Here is a 23,200-nt window from a genome sequence, read left to right on the forward strand (position 1 = left end):
TGTTCGCGCCCTGTGCCGTGCTGTCCCACATGATCGGACGAGTGACGGGGAGGAAGGGTTCTCCATCTCCCGATTTCGTTGATTTCATTACCGTTTCCGATCGTGCCGCAGACACTTCGGGCATGATGGCCGCCATGAACCGAACTGGAACCGGGACGGACGACTGGGTGACCGTCGCCGCGTACGAGAACCTGAAGGGCCGACCGCATCCCGCGGCTGCCGTCCGCGCTTGACTGCGGGACCGGGGCATCGACTGGATGCCGTTCGCCGTCGACGACCTGCACATCGACCTGGCCTGCGGCCCCGGCCCGGACGGCCGCTGGCACGGCTGGATCACCGTCCGCGTCCGGGCTGCGGCGCTGATTCCGCTCGGCCTCCATCCCGACCAGCCCACCTCGCAGCCAGGATTCCCGCCTGCCCCGGCGTGGTGGCACGCGGCAGCGGAACGGGCGGCCCGGAAAACCCATTGAGTACGCGACCCCGGCCCACGACGCCGACCCCATGTCTTTCCCGCGATATGTGTTCCTCGACCCGGACGGTGTGGCCGTCGACCGGCTCTACGTGGTGGTGGCGGCCCCCACCGGGGTGATCTATCAACAGCAGTACGGCGGTACGGCCTGCCGGCAGGGCGAGGCCGAGGGGGTTTCTCGTCCCGGTGCGCTCACCCGATGAACTCGGCGCGCTGCGGCGGCTGTTCGAGCGGTACTTCCGCGGTGCGGGCACCTGGAACCGCCCCTGGGCACCGGACGAGCGGGACGCCTTGCGCGGCGCGGTCGGGGAAATCCGCTACTGGTCCAGCGACGGCGTGGACGACCAGCCCCACGAACTGCGCTGGGACGAGAGCCGGTTGGACGAGACGGACGAGGCATGGGTGCCGGTCTCACCCCCGACGGGCCGGGTGTGCTGCTCCGGTGCAACTCGGACTGAGCCCGGCTGCCGTCCGGCGGCCGCCCAGTAGCATCGGGCAATGTTGCTTCCACGGCTGATCGCCTCCGATCTCGACGGCACGCTCCTGCGCAACGACGGCACTCTCTCGCCCCGCACCCTGCGCGCTCTGCGCACGGCCGAGAGTGCCGGTGCCGAGGTCGTCCTCGTCACCGCCCGGCCGCCCAGATTCGTCGACCGGCTCGCCGAGGCCGCCGGTCTCGCGGGGACGGCCGTGTGCAGCAACGGGGCGCTGGTGTACGACATCGGGACGCGCACCGTCGTCTCCTCCCGCGCCCTGCCCCTCGCCACCGCCCGGCGCGTCGCCACCGCGCTGGCCGCCGCCGTGCCCGAGATCGGCTTCGCCCTGGAGACCGGCGACCAGGTCCTGTACGAACCCGCCTACCGCTTGCGGCTCTCCGAGGACATCGACGCCGAGCTGCCCGTACCGTCGCTGGCGGATCTGTGGCTGACCGACGTCCCCGTCACCAAGCTGCTCGCCTGGTCGGACCGGCTCGACGCGGACGCCCTGCTGGCCGCGGCCGAGGAAGGGGCGGGCGACGAGGTGCAGCTCACCCACTCCGGCGGGCGCGGGCTGCTGGAGATCAGTGCGTCCGGTGTCACCAAGGCCGGCACCCTCTCGATGCTGTGCGCCGGGCGGGGCATCGACGCCACGGAGGTCATCGCCTTCGGCGACATGCCCAACGACCTGACCGTCCTCGACTGGGCCGGCACCGGCTACGCGATGGGCAACGCCCACCCGAGCGTGCTGGCCGCCATACGGACGCACACGCTCTCCAACGAGGAGGACGGGGTCGCGTACGTCATCGAGCGGCTCTTCGGCGGCGCGGCCTGATATTGAGACCCGGCCCGCATCGATTCCCCGCCCGGCGCCGAGACCTGGCCTCGCGCCGAGACCTGGCCTCGCGCCGAGACCCCGCCTGAACCGATGCTCCGCCCGATCCGGCCCAGACCGCTCGACGCGCCCGCGGAAAGCACCCGTCACTCTCACGCAACGGTGCGGCAACCTCGGCCCTGCACCATCGGTCCATGACGGAGTCGGCACCGGCACATCCCGATGAGTCCCTGCCCCTCGACAGCACGGCGCAACTGTTGACCCGCATCACCGCACAGCTCGGCACCCAGCTCAGCCTCATCTCCCTGAACGGAACCCGACGGCCCGCGCGGGCCCCCGCCCCAGGGCCTGTGCGACGGTTCGTGGCCGGGGTCGCGACGGCCGAATAGCGTCTTGTGGCCCCTTGCCCCGAGCCGCCCGCCGCGCAGCCGCATGAGCCCTCTTGTCGGCCCGGCCGTTTACTGTCGGAACCATGGACGGCATGGACGGTACGCACGGCACACAGGGAACGCAGGACCACGGCACGGCCCCCTACGGCGCGACCGACGCCGAGCGCTGGGACACCGAGCCGGACAAACGGCCCGGTCGTACCGCGTTCCAGCGTGACCGCGCCCGAGTGCTGCACTCCGCCGCGCTGCGCCGGCTCGCAGGGAAGACCCAGGTCGTCACCCCAGGCACCCGCAGCCACGCCTGGGACGCCAGCCCGCGGACCCGGCTCACCCACTCCCTGGAATGCGCCCAGGTCGGCCGCGAACTCGGGGCGGCGCTCGGCTGCGACCCCGATCTGGTCGAGACGGCCTGCCTCGCCCATGACCTGGGCCACCCGCCGTTCGGACACAACGGGGAGCAGGCGCTGAACGACTTCGCGTCGGACTGCGGGGGCTTCGAGGGCAACGCCCAGTCGCTGCGCCTGCTGACCAGGCTCGAGCCGAAGCGGTTCGTGCCCGACACCCGGACCGGCGAGCTGGTCAGCGTAGGTCTCAACCTGACCCGTGCCTCACTGGACGCGGCCACCAAGTACCCGTGGCCGCGCGGTGGGCACCCCTTCGACCCCGGCTCGCCGAAATTCGGGGTGTACGAGGACGACCTGCCGGTCTTCGAGTGGGCCCGCCACGGCGCCCCGAAGGACCGTAAATGCTTCGAGGCCCAGGTCATGGACTGGTCCGACGACGTCGCGTACTCGGTGCACGACTTCGAGGACGGGCTGCACGCCGGGCACATCGACCCCAACTGCCTCTACGCCGAGCCCGAGCGGAACGAGATCTGGGCGGTCGCCATCGGCCGTTACGTCCCGGCGGACACCGATCCCGAGGAGCTGGCCGACGCCCTGGACCGGCTCATCGGCCAGGACTGGTGGCCACACGGCTACGACGGATCCGCTGTCGCCCAGGCCCGGCTGAAGGACGCGACGAGCCAGCTGATCGGCCGGTTCTGTCTCGCCGCCGAAAGCAGCACCCGGCTGGCGTACGGGACGGGCCGCCTCGGCCGGTACGCCGCCGAGCTCGTCGTCCCCCGCGAGGCACGCAACGAATGCGCCGTGCTCAAGGCGGTCGCCGACCGGTACGTCATGCAGCGCGCCGAGCAGGAGGCGATCCGCGCCGACCAGCGGATCGTCATCGCGGAACTGGCCGCCGCGCTGACCGCGCGTGCCCCGGAGGGGCTGGAGCCGCAGTTCCGGGCGCTGTTCTACGCCGCCCACGACGACAGGGCCCGCAAGCGGGTCCTGGTCGACCAGATCGCCGCCCTCACCGACGCCTCCGCACGCTCCCTGCACGCATCGCTCACCGACCGCCGCCGCTGACCGGAGCCCCGTCATTCCACCCCGGCCGGTACCCCACCCCGGCCGGTACCCCACCCCGGCCGGTACCCCACCCCGGCCGGTACCTCACACCGCCGCCACCGCCCCGGAAACGCCCGTCCACCGGCGCGTCGCCCAGCCGCGTCCGCCGATGGGCCACCGCGGGCCCCCGCCGCTCCGAGCTGATCAGTCCCGCCTCCCGCAAAGCCGCCGCATGCCGGCTCGCCGTCGACAGGGCCGGCCGCAGCACCGCGCCCAGCGGTGTCGTCGTCATCGGGAGTTCCAGCACTTCCGGCGCGGCCGCCGTGGAGTGACCGATGAGCCGGTCGACGGCAGGCGCTCTCCCCCATCGGATCCGGCCCCGATGCGATCCGTAATCGGTTCAGATCGTTGCTGGTGAAGTGGGTACGTACCATGCGTTCCTGCGCGTTCCGTCTACCGCACCGCCCCACCGGGCCCATCCGACCGGCCCTGTCGGAGCTGAATTCCCACAGTGACCGTTACCCGGACCGGGCAACGGGGATCCGCCCCGTTTCTGCCACGGCCGCGTGCTTGGCCGCAGGCCTGCCTGTGGAGCCGCGCGGCGCGGTATCGGGCGAGCCGCGCCAGACTGGCCTGTGACCACTGGGTGTGACCTGATCGGTGTACACCCTCTTTCGCCATCACGCTGCGTGCGGGACGCTCGCAGTCGGGCCCCGCGCAGCAAGCACCGAGGAGGCATCAAGTGGTCGACGCACATCGGACGTTCGTCATCGTCGGCGGAGGACTGGCAGGAGCGAAGGCAGCCGAGACACTCCGGGCGGAGGGTTTCAGCGGCCGGGTGATCCTTCTCGGCGACGAACGCGACCATCCGTACGAACGGCCTCCGCTCTCCAAGGGCTATCTGTCCGGCAAGGAGGAGCGGGACAGCGTCTTCGTCCACGAGACCGCCTGGTACGCGGGTGCCGACATCGAGCTCCACCTGGGCCAGCCCGTCACCGCCCTCGACCGGGAGGCCCGCTCCGTACAGCTCGGCGACGGCACCGTCGTCCACTACGACAAGCTGCTGCTCGCCACCGGGGCCGAGCCGCGCCGCCTCCCCATTCCGGGGACGGACCTGGCCGGCGTCCACCATCTGCGCCGCCTGGCCCACGCCGACCGGCTGCGCAACGTACTGGCCGCCCTCGGCCGCGACAACGGTCATCTGGTGATCGCCGGGGCCGGCTGGATCGGCCTGGAGGTCGCGGCGGCGGCGCGCGGGTACGGCGCCGAGGTCACCGTCGTCGAACCGGAGCCGACCCCACTGCATCAGGTCGTCGGCCCCGAACTCGGCCAGATCTTCACCGATCTGCACAGCGACCACGGTGTCCGCTTCCACTTCGGCGTCCGCCTCACCGAGATCATCGGCCAGGACGGCCTGGTCCTCGCGGTCCGCACCGACGACGGCGAGGAGCACCCCGCCCACGACGTGCTCGCCGCGATCGGTGCCGCCCCCCGCACCGGCCTCGCCGAAGCCGCAGGGCTCGACATCGCCGCGCGCGAGGACGGCGGCGGCATCGCCGTCGACGCCTCCCTGCGCACGTCCGACCCGCACATCTTCGCGGCCGGTGACGTCGCCAACATGGCCCATCCGCTGCTCGGCGCCCGGCTGCGCGTGGAGCACTGGGCGAACGCGCTGAACAGCGGCCCGGCCGCGGCCCGCGCCATGCTCGGCAAGGACGTCAGCTACGACCGGGTGCCGTACTTCTTCTCCGACCAGTACGACCTCGGCCTCGAATACTCGGGCTGGGCGCCGCCCGGCAGCTACGACCAGGTGGTCATCCGCGGCGATGCGGGGAAGCGCGAGTTCATCGCCTTCTGGCTGAAGGACCGCCGGGTGCTGGCCGGGATGAACGTCAACGTGTGGGACGTCACCGAGCCCGTGCAGGAGCTGATCCGGTCCGGCAAGCAGGTCGACCCGGACGCGCTGGCGGACCCGTCGGTACCGCTGGACTCCCTGAACTGAGCCGAGACGACCCGAGCCGAGCCGAGACGACCCGACCCGAGCCGAGACGACCCGGGCCGGCCGTTCCGCCCGGTGGCCCCGGACGGGACGGCTCAGTCGTACGGCACCCGGCAGGCGCCGTCGCACCCCCCGGGTTCCACGGATCACATCGGCGCGCGGCACAGCTGTCGTACCCCACCCGTAGACTTCACCCGTGGCAGGCAGGATCAATGACGACGATGTGAAGGCGGTACGGGACGCGGTCCCGATCGACGCCGTCGTTTCCGAGTACCTCCAGCTGCGCAATGCCGGCGGTGGCAACCTCAAGGGCCTCTGCCCGTTCCACGACGAGAAGTCCCCCTCCTTCCAGGTCAGCCCGAGCAAGGGTCTCTTCCACTGCTTCGGCTGCCAGGAGGGCGGCGACACGATCGCCTTCGTGATGAAGATCGACCATCTCTCGTTCTCCGAGACGGTCGAGCGGCTCGCCGCCAAGGCGGGCATCACCCTGCGGTACGAGGAGGGCGGGTACAACCCCTCCCACCAGCGCGGTGAGCGCATCCGGCTGGTCGAGGCGCACAAGGTGGCCGCCCAGTTCTATGTCGAGCAGCTGGACGGCCCCGAGGCCGAGATCGGCCGGAAGTTCCTCGCCGAGCGCGGCTTCGACCAGGCGGCGGCCGCCCATTTCGGCGTCGGCTACAGCCCGGCGGGCTGGGACCACCTCACCCGCTATCTGCGCGGCAAGGGCTTCAGTGACAAGGAGCTGATCACCTCCGGCCTCTCCCAGGACGGCAGGCGCGGCCCCATCGACCGCTTCCGCGGCCGGCTGATGTGGCCGATCAGCGATACCTCCGGCGATGTCGTCGGCTTCGGCGCCCGCAAGCTGCGCGACGACGACAACGGACCGAAGTACCTCAACACCCCCGAGACCCCGATCTACAAGAAGTCCCAGGTGCTGTACGGCATCGACCTGGCGAAGAAGGACATCGCGAAGGCCAGCCGGGCCGTGGTCGTCGAGGGCTACACCGACGTCATGGCCTGTCATCTCGCCGGGATCACCACCGCCATCGCCACCTGCGGTACGGCCTTCGGCGGCGACCACATCAAGATCCTGCGCCGCCTCCTGATGGACAACGGCAGCGCCCGGGTGATCTTCACCTTCGACGGTGACGCGGCCGGGCAGAAGGCCGCCCTGCGCGCCTTCGAGGACGACCAGAAGTTTGCCGCCGAGACGTACATCGCGATCGCCCCGGACAACATGGACCCGTGCGATCTGCGCCTGGCCAAGGGCGACGAGGCCGTCCGCGACCTGGTCGAACCCCGCACCCCGCTCTTCGAGTTCGCGCTCCGCCAGATTGTCGGCCGGTACGACCTGGAGACCCCGGCGGGCCGCGGCGCCGCGCTCGACGAGGCGGCACCGGTCGTCGCCAAGATCAAGACGGGCAGCGTGCAGCGCGAGGTCGCCGTCCAGCTGGCCGGCTTCGTCGGCATCCTGGACCAGGAGTACGTCGTGCACCGGGTCAACCAGCTCGCCCAGTGGGCCCGCGGGCGGGGCGACCGGGGACCCGCACCGGCCTCCGCCCGCGGCGGCTCCCGGCACCAGGAGGTCCAGGCACCCGCCGCCCCTTCCGGCCCCGCCCTCAACCTCCGCAGCCCCGCCCACCGCACCGAGCGCGAGCTGCTCAAGCTCGCCCTGCAGAAACCCGCCCTCGTCTCACCGGCCTTCGACGCCTACGGAGCCGACGAGTTCACCGCCCCGCCGTACGCCGCGGTCCGGCAGTGCATCGCGGCGGCGGGCGGCGCCGAAATGGGTGTCCCGGAGACCCGCGAGTACCTGGTCCAGGTGCTCGACGCGACCCCCAACGACACGGTGCGCAAGCTGGTCACCGAGCTGGCGGTCGAGGTCTTCCACGGCAAGTCCATCGACGAGGCGTACGCGGGCGAGCATCTGGTCAAGGTCCGCCTGCGAGCCGTCGACCGCCGGATCAACGACGTACAGGGCAGCCTCACCCGCCTCGGCAGCAATGTTGCCCCGGACCATCTCGCGGCCGCGCAGAACGAGGTCTGGGTCCTCCAGCAGTACGCCCAGGCCCTGCGCAACAACGGCGCCGACGCGCTCTGACGCGAAGTTTCGGCACCGTGAGGGTTTCCCCGTAACCGCTCGGTCACGGACCGGACTCAGAAAGTCCCCGCACGCCCCTCGTGGCAGTGATGTGTCTTCCCCCACACTGGGGGGCGGTGCCTGAGTCATCGGAGCGCGGCCGGTCCACCGAACGGTGGTCCTCCATCCCCGCGATCCGGCAGCGATCACCTGGAGGTCGCCCCCGTGCAGACCCGGACCCTGACCGAAACCGAGCATGTCTCGGCAATCCCCGCGCAGAACCGGGCCGTGCATCATCCGGAGGCCGCGACGGAGCCGCCGACATCATCCGACCCACCCGACCCACCCGAGGCACTCATGGAGGAGCTGCCCCAGGCGCCCGAACCGCCGGAGCCGCGGGGCCGTCCGGAGACCGCGGGCCCGTCCTCCGATCTCTTCCGCCAGTATCTGCGGGAGATCGGCCGGATTCCGCTGCTCACCGCCGCCGACGAGGTGGAGCTCGCCCGCCGCGTCGAGGCCGGTCTCTTCGCCGAGGAACGGCTCGCGAGCACCCCGGACCCGGACACGCAACTGGCCGTCGATCTCGACCGGTTGGTGGTCATGGGGCGGATGGCGAAGCGGCGCCTCATCGAGGCCAACCTCCGCCTCGTCGTCTCCGTCGCCAAACGCTATGTCGGCCGCGGGCTGACCATGCTCGATCTGGTCCAGGAGGGAAACCTCGGACTGATCAGGGCGGTCGAGAAGTTCGACTACGCCCGGGGCTACAAGTTCTCGACGTACGCGACCTGGTGGATCCGGCAGGCCATGTCCCGCGCCCTCGCCGACCAGGCGCGGACCATACGGGTCCCGGTCCATGTCGTCGAGCTGATCAACCGCGTCGTGCGGGTCCAGCGCCGGATGCTCCAGGAGCGCGGCTACGAGCCGACGGCCGAGGAGGTCGCCGACCAGCTCGACCTCACCCCGGAGCGGGTCGGCGAAGTCCTGCGGCTCGCTCAGGAACCCGTCTCGCTGCACGCCCCGGTCGGCGAGGAGGAGGACGTCGCCCTCGGTGACCTGATCGAGGACGGTGACGCCGCGTCCCCGGTCGAGTCCGCCGCGTTCCTGCTGCTGCGCGAGCATCTGGAAGCGGTGCTCTCCACGCTCAACGAGCGCGAGCGGAAGGTGGTCCAGCTGCGCTACGGGCTGGCCGACGGGCGGCCCCGCACACTTGAGGAGATAGGCAGGATCTTCGGTGTGACACGCGAACGTATCCGCCAGATCGAGTCCAAGACCCTCAACAAGCTGCGGGACCACGCCTTCGCCGACCAGCTCCGCGGCTACCTCGACTGACCCCGCAGGGACGCCGGGCGGTACGGGCACCGCCGGCGGGACGGGCCGGGTCGGCTCACGTCCGAGTCGGTGGAGATCTGTTCGGCCGATGTGCCAGGCGCGAAGAGCAGACGGCCGACGGCCGGAGCCGCGCCCGCGGCAATGGGCAACGACCGCCGGGCAACAGCCGTCCGGCGGTCGTCCCAGGGCAGTTCGAGATCCGGCGAAACTCTCGCGGTAGCCGTCGGCGGTTGTACAACTCCTGTGGCATTGCCGGGCTCTCACCTGCTTCCGGACAACCGTTGCGTCCGTGGTGCAAAGGCCTGAGGGCCGTACGCGCGATGGGTGAGGCTGGAGACGGCCCGCCGCCGCCCGCGACCAAGGGCGCCGCGCCGGCCCACGGGCGGCCTGGTCACGCCCGGACAAGGAGGGCCCGTCCGCCGGCCGGCGGACGGGCCCCCATCATGCGCTGACTGCTTCTTCTAGTCGACCTCGGCGACCGCCTGCGCGAACTGCGCCGAATACAGCCGGGCGTACGCGCCCTCGGCATCCAGCAGCTCGTCGTGCGTGCCCTGTTCGACGATCGAGCCGTTCTCCATCACCAGGATGATGTCGGCATCCCGGATGGTGGAGAGCCGGTGCGCGATCACAAAGCTCGTACGACCGTGCGCCAGGCGCGCCATCGCCTTCTGGATCAGTACTTCGGTACGGGTGTCGACGGAGCTCGTCGCCTCGTCGAGCACCAGGATCACCGGGTCGGACAGGAAGGCCCGCGCGATGGTGATCAGCTGCTTCTCGCCCGCGCTGACGCCGGAGCCCTCGTCGTCGATCACCGTGTCGTAGCCGTCCGGCAGGGTACGGATGAAGCGGTCGGCGTGGGCCGCCTTCGCCGCCTCCTCGATCTCCTCCCGGGTGACCTCGCGCGAAGCGCCGTACGCGATGTTCTCCGCTATCGACCCGCCGAACAGCCAGGTGTCCTGGAGGACCATGCCGATCCCCGACCGCAGGTCGTCGCGCGACATCTTCGCCACGTCGACCCCGTCGAGGGTGATCCGACCGCCCGTCACCTCGTAGAACCGCATCAGCAGATTGACGAGCGTGGTCTTGCCGGCGCCGGTCGGGCCTACGATCGCGACCGTGTGACCCGGCTCGACGTTCAGCGACAGATCCTCGATGAGCGGCTTCTCCGGGTCGTAACGGAACGACACCTTCTCCAGCGAGACGCTGCCCCGCAGCTCCTCGGGGTGCTCGCCCGTACCCGGCGCGGGGTCGGCGCCCTGCTCCTCGGCGTCCAGCAGCTCGAAGATCCGCTCGGCCGACGCGACACCCGACTGCACCAGGTTCGCCATCGAGGCGACCTGGGTCAGCGGAATCGAGAACTGCCGCGAGTACTGGATGAACGCCTGCACATCACCGATCGACAGCGAACCCGAAGCGACCCGCAGACCACCGACGACGGCGATCAGCACGTAGTTCAGGTTGGAGACGAACATCATCAGCGGCTGCATGATCCCGCTGTTGAACTGCGCCTTGAAGCCCGCCTCGTACAGCGCCTCGTTCTGTTCGGCGAAGTCCCGCGCGGACTCCTCCTGCCGGCCGAAGACCTTCACCAGGGTGTGCCCGGTGTACATCTCCTCGATATGGGCGTTGAGCTTGCCCGTCACCTTCCACTGCTGCACGAACTGCGGCTGCGACCGCTTGCCGACCTTCGCGGCCACGACCACCGAGAGCGGCACCGTCACCAGTGCGACCAGCGCCAGCAGCGGCGAGACCCAGAACATCATGATCAGCACGCCGAGGATGGTGAGCAGGGAGTTGATGAGCTGGCCCATCGTCTGCTGCATCGTCTGCGAGATGTTGTCGATGTCGTTCGTCGCCCGACTGAGGACCTCGCCGCGCTTGGCCCGGTCGAAGTACGACAGCGGCAGCCGCGACAGCTTGGTCTGGATGTCCTCACGCAGCTGGAACACGACCCGGTTGATGATCCGGATCGACAGCCGTGTCGACACCAGCATCAGCAGCCCGGCACCGACATAGACCGCCAGCGCCGCCAGCAGTACGTTGCCCACCGCGCCGAAGTCGATGCCGTGACCGGGGACGAAGTCCACCCCGGAGAGCATGTCGGCGAGGCCGCTGCTGCTTTTGCGCAGGCCCTCGATGGCCTGTTCCTTGGTCGTTCCCTCCGGCATCCGCCGGCCGATGACCCCGGCGAACACCAGGTCGGTCGCCTTGCCGAGGATCTTCGGCCCGACCACCGAGAGGCCGACGCTCAGCACACCGGCCGCGAGCATCACGTACAGCGAGGTCTTCTCCGTGGCGAAGCGCTTCAGCAGCCGCTTCGATGACCCCTTGAAGTCCATGGACCGCTCGGTCGGCGCCCCGGCCGCCATCATGCGTCCGCCAGGCCCGGCCATTACGCGGCCTCCGCTTCCGTCAGCTGGGAGAGCACGATCTCCCGGTACGTTTCATTACCGTCCATCAGCTCGTGATGGGTGCCGGAGCCGACGACCCGGCCCTCGTCCAGCACCAGGATCCGGTCGGCGTCACGGATGGTGGACACCCGCTGCGCCACGATCACCACGGTCGCCTCGGCCGTCTCCCGCGAGAGTGCCCCGCGCAGCGCGGCGTCGGTCGCGTAGTCGAGTGCGGAGAACGAGTCGTCGAAGAGATAGATCTCCGGCCGCTGCACCAGCGTCCTGGCGATCGACAGACGCTGCCGCTGCCCGCCGGAGACATTGGTACCGCCCTGTGCGATCGGCGCGTGCAGGCCGTGCTCCAGCGCCTCGACGAACTCCTTGGCCTGCGCGACCTCCAGCGCGTGCCACAGCTCCTCGTCGGTGGCGTCCGGGTTCCCGTACCGTAGATTCGTCGCGACCGTCCCGGAGAACAGATACGGCTTCTGCGGAACGAGACTCACCGTCTTCGCCAGCAGCGTCGGCTCCAGCGTCCGTACGTCCGTGCCGTCGACCAGCACCTGGCCGTCCGTCACGTCGAACAGCCGCGGTACGAGTCCGAGCAGCGTCGACTTCCCGCTGCCCGTCGACCCGATGATCGCGGTGGTCTCGCCGGGACGGGCCACCAGATGCACCGACCGCAGCACCGGCTCCTCGGCGCCCGGGTAGCGGAAGTCCGCGCCGCGGACCTCCAGATGACCGTGGGCGCGCAGCTCGCGGACCGGCTTGACCGGCGGAACCACGCTCGACTCGGTCTCCAGGACTTCCTGGATGCGCTCGGCACAGACCTCGGCGCGCGGCACCATCATGAACATGAAGGTGGCCATCATCACCGACATGACGATCTGCATCAGATAGGCGAGGAACGCGGTCAGCGCGCCGATCTCCATGCCGCCGCTGTCGATGCGGTGGGCACCGAACCAGACCACGGCGATCGAGGACACGTTCACGACCGTCATCACGGTCGGGAACATCAGCGCCATCAGCCGGCCCGTGGACAGCGCCACATCGGTCAGCTCGTTGTTGGCGCCGCGGAAACGCTCCTCCTCGTAACCGTCGCGGACGAAGGCCCGGATGACGCGGTTGCCGGTGATCTGCTCGCGCAGCACCCGGTTCACCGTGTCGACCCGCTCCTGCATGGTGCGGAACAGCGGCCGCATACGCTTGACGATCAGGCTCACCGCGATGCCGAGCACCGGCACGACCGCGAGCAGCACCGCCGACAGCGGGACGTCCTGGCCGAGCGCCATGATGATGCCGCCGACGCACATGATCGGCGCCGAGACCATCAGGGTGAACGTCATCAGCACCAGCATCTGGACCTGCTGGACGTCATTGGTCGTACGCGTGATCAGCGAGGGTGCGCCGAACCGCCCGACCTCACGCGCCGAGAACGACTGCACCCGGTCGAAGATCGACGCCCGGACATCACGGCCGAGCGCGGACGCGGTGCGGGCGCCGTAGTAGACGGCCCCCATGTTGCAGACCACCTGGGCGATGCTGACGGCGATCATGATGCCGCCGAACTCCAGGATGTAGCCCGTGTCCCCTTTGACGACACCGTTGTCGATGATGTCGGCGTTCAGGGTGGGCAGATAGAGGCTGGCGCAGGTCTGCAGGAGTTGGAGGAGGACCAGCAGCAGGATGGGTTTCTTGTACGGACCGAGATAGGCCCGCAGTAGTTTTATGAGCACGCGTGTCTCTCGGAGTCGGCAGAGGTCGGGAGTCGACCCATCTTCCGGCACCCCCGACGGGGACCGCGAACGATTATATTCAAGACCAGGTCAAAAAAAAGACCGAGTACACATGCGGAAGATCGATCTCCGTCAGGTGTACCCGGTCATGTCACGCAGGGTGGGCGGCTCAGAGCGCGGAGTCGAACGCCCCCGGATGGATCTGGTCGCGCGTGGCCACGTACTGCTGGCGCACCGCCTGGCCGACCGCCAGCTCCTCGCCCGGCTCCAGCACCTGCGCCGCGGCACCCTGCCAGGCCGGGGGAGTGAGCGGATCGGCCGTCCCCTGCGAGACGCCCAGCGCCCAGGCCGCCTGCCGGGCCGCACCCAGCGCCGCGTACTCGGCGGGCTGCGGCACGACCACCTGCGTACCGAACAGTGCGGGGGCGAGCCCCTGCACGGCGGGCAGCTCGGCCGCCGCCCCCAGCAGGAACACCCGCCGCACCTCGACACCGCGGCCGCGCAGCACATCGAGCGCGTCGGCCAGCGAGCACAGCATCCCCTCGAACGCCGCCCGTGCCAGATGCTCCGGCTTCATCGACTCGCGCCGCAGCCCGCACAGCGTCCCCGCCGTGTGTGGCAGATGCGGGGTCCGCTCGCCCTCCAGATACGGCAGGAGTACGAGTCCGGAGGCGCCCGGCGTCGACTTCAGCGCCAGCGCGGACAGCTCCTCCAGCCCCTCGACCCCGAGCATCTCGACGGTCCCGCGCAGCGCACGTACCGCATTCGATGTGTACACCACCGGCAGATGCATCCCGGTCGCGTCCGCGAACGAAGTGATCATCCCGTTCGGATCGGACAGCGCCTCGTGGTGCACCGCCATGACCGAACCCGACGCGCCCAGCGACACCACCGCATCGCCGACCCCGACCCCGAGCCCGAAAGCCGCCGCCATCGTCTCGCCGGTCCCCGCGGAGATCAGCAGCCCCTCGGGCGTCTTCCCGGCCGCATCGGAGGGGCCGAGCACCTCGGGCAGCGCGGCCTGGTGCCCGAGCGCGAGCTCCACCAGATCGGGCCGGTAGGAACCACTGCCCGCCGACCAGTAACCGGTGCCGGACGCCGCACCCCGGTCGGTGGTCCGCCGGGCCGGCCGCCCCAGCAGCTGCCACACCAGCCAGTCGTGCGGCTGCAGCACCGAGGCCACGCGCTGGGCCGCCTCCGGCTCGGTCCGCGCCAGCCAGCGCAGTTTCGACACCGGCTGGGCGGCCTGCGGCACCGACCCGACTGCCTCGGCCCAGGGCTGCCGCCCGCCGAGCCCGTCGATCAGATCGGCCGCGGCGACCTGCGCCCGCTTGTCATTGCCGAGCAGTGCCGGGCGTACGAGATTGCCCTGGTGGTCCAGCGGCACCAGACCGTGCTGCTGCGCGGAGACACCGATGGCCTGCACGCCTTCGAGCAGCCCGCCGGTGGCGGCCTCACCGAGCGAGAGCAGCCACGCCTGCGGATCGACCTCGGTGGCCTTGGCCTCGACGGGGTGTGCGGCGTACCCCCGGCGCAGCACGGCGCCCGTGTCCGTATCGCAGACGACGATGTGTGTGAAGGCGGAAGAACTGTCCAAGCCGGCGACTATGCCCATGCCCAAGATTCTGCCGCACCGCCGGAGCGTTTCCGTACCGATGGCGCGGCAGCGGGCGGGCGGCCCCGCTATGTGTTGGTGGTGCCCCAGTCGTCCTCGCCGTTCCGGCCGCGGTCCCGCAGCGAGCGCACCCGGTCGGCCACCGAGGCGGGCACCTTCTCGCCGACCTTGTCGCTGACCGCGTGGTACGCCTTGCCGGCCAGATCGCGGCCGCTCTGCGCCGCGGACTCGGCGGTATTGCGCACGGCCGGATTCTGGGCGAACTGACGTGCGGACTTCTTCAGCTGCTCGTAACGCTCGCGCCCGGCCCGTGTGCCGATCACGTATCCGAGGGCCAGTCCGGCGATGAACGTGAGCCGGTACCGCATGGCTGCCACCCTTCCTTGCTCAGTGCGACGCTCAGTGCGACGTGTTCTGCCCGCCTACCCGCGGGCACCCGAGATCACCCCGGGCGATACCGATTGGCAAAGCACCCCCCTGCTTGCGCTAATGTATGTGTCGCAGCGAACGCGCGCCGCCCGGCAGGAGCCAGGTAGGCAGGGTTCGGTGCAAACGCAGCAATCCCCTGTAGCTCAATTGGCAGAGCAGCCGGCTGTTAACCGGCAGGTTACTGGTTCGAGTCCAGTCGGGGGAGCGCGATCCCCTGTAGCTCAATTGGCAGAGCATTCGGCTGTTAACCGGAGGGTTACTGGTTCGAGTCCAGTCGGGGGAGCGGAACGGAAGAGGACCCTGCGGGGTCCTTTTTCGTGTGCCCGTCGCCGGCCCTTCGCCGTGGTGCGTGTGGGGTGCACGTGACTCTTTCGCGTCTACTTCGCTCCGTTCGGAACCGGGCAGGAGGCAGCGCGGTCTTCATGGTCATGCGAAGCCGACCATCCGAAGCGAGAGATCGTATGACCGGCTATGCTGCGGCAGACGGCGCGCACACTTGTACGCGCCACGCCGAAAAGGGGCGGTAGCTCAGCCGGTTAGAGCAGCGGACTCATAATCCGTCGGCCGTGGGTTCGAGTCCCACCCGCCCCACTGTTGCTGTCCCCGGCAGAAACGTTATGACCTGCGTGTATGCAGGTGGCAGGGCCCTCATGGATTCCGTGAGGGCCCTCACCATAGCCCCGGATGAAGATCTGGTGGCCGTGCCACGGCCCGGCGGGTCGCCCTCCGGACCTCTCGTGCCGTCAGGGGCCGTACGGGCAGGCTCCATTGTGCGCGGCGCGGTGCGGCCGCAAAGGGCCCGTCAGGTCCGTGCCGTCTGCGCCGTCTGTGCGATCGGCTTGTTCAGGTTCTGGTCGTGAGCGTTGCCATGGGCAAAGGTGTCCAGTCGCAGTAAGGACTGCCGGTGTCCTCGCCTCCTGGAGGGTGTGCCAGAGAGTCACATAGGACAACACTCTGAAGGTTTGCGGTATTTCATAACTTTTATCCGGATTGCGGCTTGTACGACTTGTTGGTCGTAGGGGGTAGTCGTAGTGTCGGTAGTGCCGCAGCAAGAACAAGGAGCGGCGCAGCTACCCTCCAAAGGAGACGAAGATGAACGTACGCAGCATCTTCGACCACAGGGACAGGGACCACGGCGGCTACGGACGCGGCGGCTACGGACGCGGCGGTTACGGACGCGGCGGCTACGGACGCGGCGGCTACGGACGCGGCGGTTACGGACGCGGCGGATACGGCCGTGGACGCGGCGGTTACGGCCGTGGACGCGGCGGATGGGGTTACTGACCCGACATCCCCCGACATCATCCCCAGATCGAGGCAGGCTCGCGCTCCGGCGCGGGTCGGCCTCGCGGTTTTGGGGTCCACGCCTATGGAGATGGTCCATAGTCCGAGCACCTCTGTGACGTGACGCCCATGCGCCTCCGCAGCTCACCCCGGCGCCCAGCGCCCTCCGAAGAGACTCCTCAGGACTCGGTGACGGATGATGTACCGATCCGCACCGATCCCATCAGCATCGCGGTTTCGTTCCGGCGCTTCTGGCCACTGACCAGAGGCGACCGGCGCTGGCTCATCCTCATCTTCCTGTGTGCCATCCTGGCCGCCATCGCCGAGACCATCACGGTTCTGCTCTTCGCCAAACTCACCGACACCGCTCTGCAGACCGGCTCCGTCAGTGCCTTCTGGAAGCCGGCCGGTCAGTGGCTCGCCGTGGCTGTCGCCGGTGCGGTGGTGGGATATCTGGGCAACTCGATCGCGGCCTGGGTCGCCGAACGCTTCGTGATGCGGCTGCGGGCCCGTGTCTTCAGTCATCTCCAGACGCTCCCGCCGCACTTTTACCAACGCAATCGCCGCGGTGACCTGGTGGAGCGGCTGACGGGTGACGTGGAAGCCATCGAAGCGCTCGTGGTCTCCGGCATCGTCGGGGCGGCCTCGGCCGTGTTCAGTACGCTCTTCTACGCGGCCGCCGCCCTGTGGCTGCGCTGGGATCTGGCCCTCGCCACCTTTGTCATGGTGCCGCTCTTCTGGTTCACGACCACCCGTTTCGCCAGGCCCCTGCGCGCCGTGTCCCGGCGTGGCCGCGCGGCGGACGGTGCCATCACGGCAGTGGTCGAGGAGACGTTGGTCAACGTCGTCATGACCCAGGCGTACAACAGGCAGCACGACGAGGAGGAGCGGCTCCTCAGCAAGGCACGTATCCGGCTGAGGACAGCGGTGAAGGCCGTCCGCCTCACCGAGTTCTACGAGCAACTCGTCGAGGTCCTCGAAACGTTGTGCGTCCTGGCGATCATCGGTCTGGGGGCGTGGGAGATCTCCCGGCAGCGGATGACGCTCGGACAGCTGCTGGCCTTCGCCGCCTTCATCGGCTACCTCTACCCGCCGATCCGTTCCCTGGGCCAGCTCGGCCTGACGGCCACCGCCGCGACCGCGGGAGCCGAACGGCTGCTGGAGATCCTCGATGCCGAGCCCGCCGTCACCGACCCGGCCTCCTCCGTGCCCGCCCCGCCCCGGAGCCGCGCGCTCGGCGAGGTGGAGGCGAGTCATGTCCTCTTCCACTACCCCGGCAGCAGCGAGCCGGTTCTCCGGGATCTCTCGTTCACCGCGAGCCCCGGGGAGCTGCTGGTCATCACCGGCCCCAGTGGCGCGGGCAAGTCGACCCTGGCGGCTCTGCTGCTGAGGTTCTACGACCCGGATGCCGGCAGTATCCGGCTGGACGGCGTGTCCGTGGACCAGCTGCCGCTGACCCACCTCCGCCGGAACATCACGCTGCTGCCCCAGGACACGCTCGTCCTGCACGACACCATCGAGGAGAACATCGGCTGCGGGCGCACGGATGTGAGCCACCGTGACGTCGTGGAAGCCGCGAAGGCGGCCGACGCCCACGGGTTCATCCGCACCCTGCCGGAGGGATATGCCACCGTCATTTCCACTGGCACTTCTCGGCTCTCCGGAGGCCAGCTGCAGCGCATCGCGATCGCCCGCGCCATGCTGCGCGACGCGCCCGTCCTCCTCCTCGACGAGCCCACCAGTGGACTGGACAGACTGGCCGCACAGCGCATCATCGCGCCGCTGCGGCGCCTCGCCGAGGGACGCACCACCATCGTGATCACGCACGACCTGGCCCTTGCCGCGGACGCCGACCGCATCCTGGTTCTGGACGAGGGACGTCTGGTGGAGTCGGGCACGCATACCCAACTCCTGGGCCGGAGAGGTCTGTACGCCACCCTGTTCGAGCGCCGTGCCCAACCGCACAACGGCACTGTGTACCCGTCTGCCCGCCCGTCAGGAATCCACTGGCGGTAGGGCCACGGGGATGTGGCCGGTCGTGCCTCCTGACACGGAGACATGGCCGGGAACATGCTGTGCCCGATGGGGACCGGACCACCGGACCCACACCGGTCGTTACCATCCGCTGTGACCGAAACAGCCGAAGAACCTGTACACCGCACACGGATACTCGCCGACCTGACGCCGCTGCGGACCTCCCCCGACTACCGGCGGCTCTGGTTCGGGAACACGGTCTCCTGGATCGGGCAGGGAATGACGGCGCTCGCCGTCTCGCTCCAGGTCTACGACATCACCGGGTCCGCCTTCTCGGTCGGGCTCATCGGCTTCTGCTCGTTCCTCCCGCTGGTCGTCTTCGGGCTGTACGGCGGGGCCGTCGCGGACACCATCGACCGGCGCAAGCTGGGTCTTGCCAGCTCCGCGGGGTCGTTCGTCCTCTCCGTCGGGCTGGTCGCCGCCACCGTCGCCGGGGTGGAGCAGGTGGGGCTGCTGTACGCGATCGTCGCCCTGCAGGCGGCCTGCTTCGCGGTCAACTCACCGGCCCGCAGCTCGATGATCGCCCGGCTGCTGCCGGCCGAGCAGCTGCCCGCCGCCAATGCGCTCAATTCCATGACAGGCACCACCGGCACGCTGGTCGGACCGATGCTCGGCGGGATCTTCGTCGGCTGGTGGGGGTACCGCGCCGCGTACACCGTCGACGCCGTCACCTTCACCGCCTCGCTGTACGCGATGTGGCGGCTGCCCTCGATGCTGCCGGAGCGGGAGAAGGGCGCGGGCGACAAAAGGGCATCCGTCGCGGACGGGCTGCGTTTCCTCGGGACCAGGCCCAATCTGCGGATGACCTTCTTCACCGACCTGTGTGCCATGGTGCTGGCCCATCCCCGGGCGCTGTTCCCCGTCGTCGCCGTGGTCTGGTACGGAGGTGACGCGAAGACCACCGGGCTGCTGGTCGCCGCTCCCGCGCTGGGGGCGCTGCTCGGCGGGGTGTTCTCCGGATGGCTGGGACGCATCCGCCGCCACGGCCTCGCCGTGCTCCTCTCCGTCGCCTCCTGGGGCACCGCCATCGCACTCTTCGGGCTGACCCGTCAGCTCTGGCTCGGGCTGATCTTCCTGGCGCTCGCCGGGTGCGCGGACACCACGTCGATGGTCTTCCGGAACACCATGCTCCAGGCGGCCGTGCCGGACGAGATGCGAGGACGGCTGCAGGGCGTGTTCATCGTCGTCGTGGCGGGCGGACCGAGGCTCGGCGACTTCCTGGCCGGATCGGTCGGCGATCTGACCTCGCCCGGCCTGGCGGTGACCGGCGGCGGGATCGCCTGTGTCGTCGCCGTATCGCTGCTGGCGCTGCGGTGGCGCAAGTTCGCGCGGTACGACGCGAAGGACCCGCAGCCGTGACGGCTCAGCCCTCGGGCGGCTCCGGGCGCACCACGGCGCGGGCGATGCCCAGTTCCACCAGGTCCTGGGGGCGCAGCCGCAGCTGGTCGGCCGTGGCGTGCACCTCGTCCGGGGCGCGCTTCAGGATCGCCGCCGCCGATTCCGGTGCGATCACCGAGAAATAGCTGTCCTGGGTGACATAGGTGTTCCCCGGTGCCGCCAGGGCCAGCGCGCCGCCCGAACCGCCCTCGCCGATCACCAGCGTCGTGACGGGGACCGTGGCCCCGGCTATCGCCGCGAAGGTGTCGGCGATGGCCGCGCCCGCGCCCGCCCGTTCCGCCTCGGCGTCGTTCGCCGCGCCCGGGGTGTCGATCAGGGTGAGCACGGGGACACCGAGCCGGCCGGCCAGCCGGATCACCCGGGCCGCCGTGCGGTAGCCGGCCGGGAGTGTCGCGGTGCCGCACTGGGCGACGTACGCGATCGTCCGGCCGCCGCGCCGCCCGAAACCGCAGCGCAGCCCCGGATCCGTGCCACCGCAGCGGTCGCCGCTGAGCGGGAGCCGGTGGTCGAAATACGCGTCCAGATACGCCTCGGCGCGCGGCCGGGAAGGGGAGCGGGCCTGCCGGACCGCGTCCCAGCCGGTCACGGGGAGGCCGGTGGCGGAGAGGGAGTCCGGCACGGGGGCGGGGCCGGGGGCCGGGGAACCGGGGGCATGGAGCGCCTGCAGCCAGCGGGCCACTGTGCCCGGGAGCTCGTCCGGCGGGACGACGGCGTCGATCTGGCCCGCGGCCAGCTGGCCCTCGGCGGTGTACGCGTGGGGGTCCGCATCCACGGGCCGCACCCGGGAGCCGGCGAACCCCACCTGGGCGCCCGGCAGCGCCAGGATCACATCGGCGCCCGCCCCCAGCGTGGCCCAGCCGCCGCCCGTCGTCGGGTCGCGCAGGACCGCGAGCTGTGCGGGGCCGGCCGCCCGCAGCCGTGCCGAAGCGCGGGCGACACGTTGCAGCTGGGTCAGGGCGACCATGCCCTCCTGCATCCGGCTGCCGCCCGTCGCGATGAGCGAGACCAGCGGAAGCCCCCGGGCCCGGGCGGCCTCGTACGCGGCCTCCAGCCGGTCCCCGGTGCGCTGCCCCAGCGAGCCGCCCAGAAATCCGAACTCGAACGAGACCAGGACACAGCTCCGGCCGCCGACGGAGGCGAGGCCGTGGACGACGGACTCCTCCTCGCCGGTAAGGGCGGCGGCGCGGGCCCGGGAGTCCGCGTACCCGGCCCAGGAAAGGGGCCCGTCCCCGTCGGTCTCGCCGCCGGCCGCACCGGATTCGGTGAACTCCTCGAACTCGGTGGTGACGGCCGCGATCGCCGCCCTCGCCGTCAGCCGGTCAGGCATGGAGCGACCGCTTCATGATCTTGCCCAGGTCGTTGCGGGGCAGCGCCTCCAGGTAGCGGACCGTGCGCGGGCGCTTGTGCGGGGACAGCTGGGCGGCCACATGGTCCGCCAGCTCGTCCTGCGTCGGAGGCGCGGCGGGGTCGGCCGGCACCACCCAGGCGACGATCCGCTCGCCCAGATCCGGGTCCGGTTCACCGGTGACGGCGGCCTCGCGGACGCCGGGGTGGTCGAGGAGCGCGTTCTCGATCTCACCGGCGCCGATCTTGTACCCGCCGCTCTTGATCAGATCGGTGGCTTTGCGGCCGACGATCCGTACATAGCCGTCGGTGTCACGGGTGGCCATGTCTCCCGTGCGGAACCAGCCGTCCTCGGTGAGTGCGGCGGCCGTGGCGTCGGGGCGGTTCAGATAGCCGGTGAAGAGGTTCGGGCCGCGCACCTGGATCTCGCCGATGGCTTCGGGGTCGGTGAGCACGGTGCCGTCCTCCTCGACCAGGCGGAGCTCGACGCCGCGCAGGGGTGCGCCGACCGTGCCGGGGCGCGGTTCGCCGTCGGCCCGGACGCCGGTGTTCATCAGCGTCTCCGTCATGCCGTACCGCTCGATGACCCGGCGGCCGGTCGCCGCCGCGATCCGCTCGTGGTCGTGGACCGGCAGCGCGGCCGACCCGGACACCAGCAGCCGGGCCCCGGCCAGCGCCTTCGCCAGCTCGGCGGCACCGGGGGCAGAGCCGTCGAGGACCTCGGCCAGCCGGTGGTACATCGTCGGTACGCCGAAGAGCATCGTGCCGCCGGACGACAGCTCCCGGGCCACCGCGTCGGCGGAGAACCTGCCCAGGTGCCGCACCGATCCGCCCCGGCGCAGCGGACCGAGCACGCCCAGGATCAGACCGTGCACATGGAACAGCGGCAGGGCGTGGACGAGCACGTCGTCGCCGGTCCACTGCCAGGCGTCCTCCAGCGCGTCCAGCGACGCGGCGATCGCCCGCCGCGGCAGGATCGCGCCCTTGGGCGGGCCCGTGGTGCCGGAGGTGTAGACGATCAGCGCGGGCGACTCGGGGGAGGGTTCGGGGAGCGCGGCGCCGTCTTCCCCGCCCGGGGCCGTGTCGACATCGATACGGCCCAGCGCGTCCAGCGCCGACGGGAGTACGTCGCCCGCCCCGGCCAGCACCGCGGTCGGTTCGCTGTCGGCCACGATGTGCGCGAGTTCGCGCGCCCCCGTCTTCGGGTTGAGCGGCACCGCGGGCACCCCGGCCCGCAGCGCGGCCACGACGGCGACCACGGTCTCGGGCGTGGGCGTGGCCCAGACGGCGACCCGTCCGGCGCCGGCGAGACGCGCGGCGAGTGCGGTGGAGGCGGTGGCCAACTGGGTGTACGTCATGGTGTGTTCGCCGAACCGGGTGGCTTCCCGGGTGGAACCGTCATCCGGCACAAACAGAAGAGGAGTCACCCACCGCACCCTAGGGCCTGCCCAGGCCCGTCCACCGACCGGTTCGCCCTCAATCGCCGGGCGGGCTGAAAAGATGTCCTCAATCGCCGGACGGGCTTGAAGTGGCCGGGCCCTACTCCCGCTGAAGCCCCCGCATGCGCCCGTACGCGTACACGCACCCCGCCGGCGCCAGATCCGACAGCAGCATGAAGCCGATCGAGTACGACCCCTTCGCGCTGTAGATCGCCCCCATCACCAGCGGCGGTACGAAGCCCCCCGGCCCCCATCGCACCGACGATCCCGGTCACGCTGCCCACCTTCGCCTGTGGTGTCACCCGGGAGACCAGGGCGAAGATGCTGCCGCTCGCGGTGCCCAGGCCGGCCGCCATACAGAGCAGGGCGATCGTGCCGCCGGGGGCCGGCTCCGGGTCGAAGGCCTGGACGATCGCCGTCAGGGCGGCCGGTAGCGAGTGCCGCCGCCGTGACCAGGGCCGGGTGGATGCGGTCCGAGAGGCGGCCGCGGACGGTGCGCCGACCGGGACGGGAGGCTGCTTGACGGCTGTATCCACCCCTTCAGTCACGGCTGTATCCACCCC

18 protein-coding genes, 3 tRNA genes and 1 pseudogene are annotated in these 23,200 nt (G+C 70.4%); 15 read left to right on the plus strand and 7 right to left on the minus strand.

Annotated features, from left to right (window positions below):
* The first annotated feature begins 257 nt into the window (after positions 1 to 257).
* From ACGFU7_RS22910 to ACGFU7_RS22950, 9 genes are all read left to right on the plus strand, one after another.
* Positions 258 to 470, plus strand: a complete 213-nt coding sequence (locus ACGFU7_RS22910) for a hypothetical protein (RefSeq protein WP_393697852.1) — start codon at positions 258 to 260, stop codon at positions 468 to 470.
* A gap of 31 nt (positions 471 to 501) precedes the next feature.
* On the plus strand, positions 502 to 672 hold the full coding sequence (locus ACGFU7_RS22915) for a DUF6210 family protein (RefSeq protein ID WP_393697853.1): 171 nt from the start codon (positions 502 to 504) through the stop codon (positions 670 to 672).
* Positions 656 to 958, plus strand: a complete 303-nt coding sequence (locus tag ACGFU7_RS22920; RefSeq protein WP_393697854.1) for a DUF6210 family protein — start codon at positions 656 to 658, stop codon at positions 956 to 958. Before ACGFU7_RS22915 ends, ACGFU7_RS22920 begins: the two co-directional genes overlap by 17 nt.
* Before the next feature lie 24 nt (positions 959 to 982).
* Entirely contained in the window at positions 983 to 1,780 is a 798-nt protein-coding gene (locus ACGFU7_RS22925; protein WP_393697928.1) for a Cof-type HAD-IIB family hydrolase, read from the plus strand.
* Positions 1,781 to 1,974: 194 nt separating this feature from the next.
* The gene (locus ACGFU7_RS22930) at positions 1,975 to 2,169 is read left to right on the plus strand and encodes a hypothetical protein (RefSeq protein ID WP_393697855.1); all 195 of its coding nucleotides are present in this window, start codon (positions 1,975 to 1,977) and stop codon (positions 2,167 to 2,169) included.
* Positions 2,170 to 2,261: 92 nt separating this feature from the next.
* A complete protein-coding gene (locus ACGFU7_RS22935; RefSeq protein WP_393697929.1) occupies positions 2,262 to 3,581 on the plus strand; it encodes a deoxyguanosinetriphosphate triphosphohydrolase in 1,320 nt (439 codons plus the stop codon).
* A gap of 721 nt (positions 3,582 to 4,302) precedes the next feature.
* On the plus strand, positions 4,303 to 5,562 hold the full coding sequence (locus ACGFU7_RS22940; protein WP_393697856.1) for an NAD(P)/FAD-dependent oxidoreductase: 1,260 nt from the start codon (positions 4,303 to 4,305) through the stop codon (positions 5,560 to 5,562).
* Positions 5,563 to 5,755: 193 nt separating this feature from the next.
* Entirely contained in the window at positions 5,756 to 7,660 is a 1,905-nt protein-coding gene (gene dnaG, locus ACGFU7_RS22945; RefSeq protein ID WP_393697857.1) for a DNA primase, read from the plus strand.
* A 204-nt stretch (positions 7,661 to 7,864) separates the two neighbouring features.
* On the plus strand, positions 7,865 to 8,968 hold the full coding sequence (locus ACGFU7_RS22950) for an RNA polymerase sigma factor (protein WP_393697858.1): 1,104 nt from the start codon (positions 7,865 to 7,867) through the stop codon (positions 8,966 to 8,968).
* Positions 8,969 to 9,429: 461 nt separating this feature from the next.
* Here the strand turns inward: ACGFU7_RS22950 and ACGFU7_RS22955 are convergent, their stop codons facing one another.
* From ACGFU7_RS22955 to ACGFU7_RS22970, 4 genes are all read right to left on the minus strand, one after another.
* Positions 9,430 to 11,361 carry an ABC transporter ATP-binding protein gene (locus ACGFU7_RS22955; RefSeq protein WP_393697859.1) on the minus strand — a complete coding sequence of 644 codons (1,932 nt, stop codon included), beginning with the start codon at positions 11,359 to 11,361 and terminating at the stop codon, positions 9,430 to 9,432.
* Positions 11,361 to 13,094: an ABC transporter ATP-binding protein gene (locus ACGFU7_RS22960; protein ID WP_393697860.1), complete on the minus strand. Its 1,734-nt coding sequence runs from the start codon at positions 13,092 to 13,094 to the stop codon at positions 11,361 to 11,363. The genes ACGFU7_RS22955 and ACGFU7_RS22960 overlap by 1 nt, the downstream gene beginning before the upstream one ends.
* A 169-nt stretch (positions 13,095 to 13,263) precedes the next feature.
* Positions 13,264 to 14,709, minus strand: coding sequence for an FGGY family carbohydrate kinase (locus ACGFU7_RS22965; protein ID WP_393697861.1), 1,446 nt, complete (start codon positions 14,707 to 14,709; stop codon positions 13,264 to 13,266).
* Positions 14,710 to 14,777: 68 nt separating this feature from the next.
* On the minus strand, positions 14,778 to 15,077 hold the full coding sequence (locus ACGFU7_RS22970; RefSeq protein WP_393697862.1) for a YtxH domain-containing protein: 300 nt from the start codon (positions 15,075 to 15,077) through the stop codon (positions 14,778 to 14,780).
* Positions 15,078 to 15,270: 193 nt separating this feature from the next.
* On the opposite strand from ACGFU7_RS22970, the gene ACGFU7_RS22975 reads away from it, so the two are divergent.
* The 6 genes from ACGFU7_RS22975 to ACGFU7_RS23000 all read left to right on the plus strand — a co-directional run bounded on the left by ACGFU7_RS22975 (position 15,271) and on the right by ACGFU7_RS23000 (position 19,815).
* Positions 15,271 to 15,343, plus strand: a tRNA-Asn gene (locus tag ACGFU7_RS22975).
* 5 nt (positions 15,344 to 15,348) lie between these two features.
* Positions 15,349 to 15,421, plus strand: a tRNA-Asn gene (locus ACGFU7_RS22980).
* 234 nt (positions 15,422 to 15,655) lie between these two features.
* Positions 15,656 to 15,729, plus strand: a tRNA-Ile gene (locus ACGFU7_RS22985).
* 501 nt (positions 15,730 to 16,230) lie between these two features.
* Entirely contained in the window at positions 16,231 to 16,422 is a 192-nt protein-coding gene (locus ACGFU7_RS22990) for a hypothetical protein (RefSeq protein WP_393697863.1), read from the plus strand.
* A 129-nt stretch (positions 16,423 to 16,551) separates the two neighbouring features.
* Entirely contained in the window at positions 16,552 to 18,438 is a 1,887-nt protein-coding gene (locus ACGFU7_RS22995) for an ABC transporter ATP-binding protein (RefSeq protein ID WP_393697864.1), read from the plus strand.
* 111 nt (positions 18,439 to 18,549) lie between these two features.
* Positions 18,550 to 19,815: an MFS transporter gene (locus ACGFU7_RS23000; RefSeq protein ID WP_393697865.1), complete on the plus strand. Its 1,266-nt coding sequence runs from the start codon at positions 18,550 to 18,552 to the stop codon at positions 19,813 to 19,815.
* Positions 19,816 to 19,819: 4 nt separating this feature from the next.
* Here ACGFU7_RS23000 and ACGFU7_RS23005 read toward each other — a convergent pair whose 3' ends face one another.
* The 3 genes and pseudogenes from ACGFU7_RS23005 to ACGFU7_RS23015 all read right to left on the minus strand — a co-directional run.
* Positions 19,820 to 21,181, minus strand: coding sequence for a carboxyl transferase domain-containing protein (locus tag ACGFU7_RS23005; RefSeq protein WP_393697866.1), 1,362 nt, complete (start codon positions 21,179 to 21,181; stop codon positions 19,820 to 19,822).
* A complete protein-coding gene (locus tag ACGFU7_RS23010) occupies positions 21,174 to 22,625 on the minus strand; it encodes an acyl-CoA synthetase (protein WP_393697867.1) in 1,452 nt (483 codons plus the stop codon). Before ACGFU7_RS23010 ends, ACGFU7_RS23005 begins: the two co-directional genes overlap by 8 nt.
* Positions 22,626 to 22,737: 112 nt before the next feature.
* Positions 22,738 to 23,135: pseudogene (locus ACGFU7_RS23015) on the minus strand (MFS transporter); the annotation flags it as partial.
* Between the last annotated feature and the right edge of the window lie 65 nt (positions 23,136 to 23,200).

This window comes from Streptomyces sp. NPDC048473 (assembly GCF_043200155.1).
Lineage (GTDB): Bacteria > Actinomycetota > Actinomycetes > Streptomycetales > Streptomycetaceae > Streptomyces.

Coding starts and splice junctions, on each gene's coding strand:
- ACGFU7_RS22910 (WP_393697852.1), top strand. CDS start 258: ATGCCGTTCGCCGTCGACGACCTGCACATCGACCTGGCCTGCGGCCCC.
- ACGFU7_RS22915 (WP_393697853.1), top strand. CDS start 502: ATGTCTTTCCCGCGATATGTGTTCCTCGACCCGGACGGTGTGGCCGTC.
- ACGFU7_RS22930 (WP_393697855.1), top strand. CDS start 1,975: ATGACGGAGTCGGCACCGGCACATCCCGATGAGTCCCTGCCCCTCGAC.
- ACGFU7_RS22935 (WP_393697929.1), top strand. CDS start 2,262: ATGGACGGTACGCACGGCACACAGGGAACGCAGGACCACGGCACGGCC.
- ACGFU7_RS22955 (WP_393697859.1), bottom strand. CDS start 11,361: ATGGCCGGGCCTGGCGGACGCATGATGGCGGCCGGGGCGCCGACCGAG.
- ACGFU7_RS22965 (WP_393697861.1), bottom strand. CDS start 14,709: ATGGGCATAGTCGCCGGCTTGGACAGTTCTTCCGCCTTCACACACATC.
- ACGFU7_RS22970 (WP_393697862.1), bottom strand. CDS start 15,077: ATGCGGTACCGGCTCACGTTCATCGCCGGACTGGCCCTCGGATACGTG.
- ACGFU7_RS22990 (WP_393697863.1), top strand. CDS start 16,231: ATGAACGTACGCAGCATCTTCGACCACAGGGACAGGGACCACGGCGGC.
- ACGFU7_RS22995 (WP_393697864.1), top strand. CDS start 16,552: ATGCGCCTCCGCAGCTCACCCCGGCGCCCAGCGCCCTCCGAAGAGACT.
- ACGFU7_RS23005 (WP_393697866.1), bottom strand. CDS start 21,181: ATGCCTGACCGGCTGACGGCGAGGGCGGCGATCGCGGCCGTCACCACC.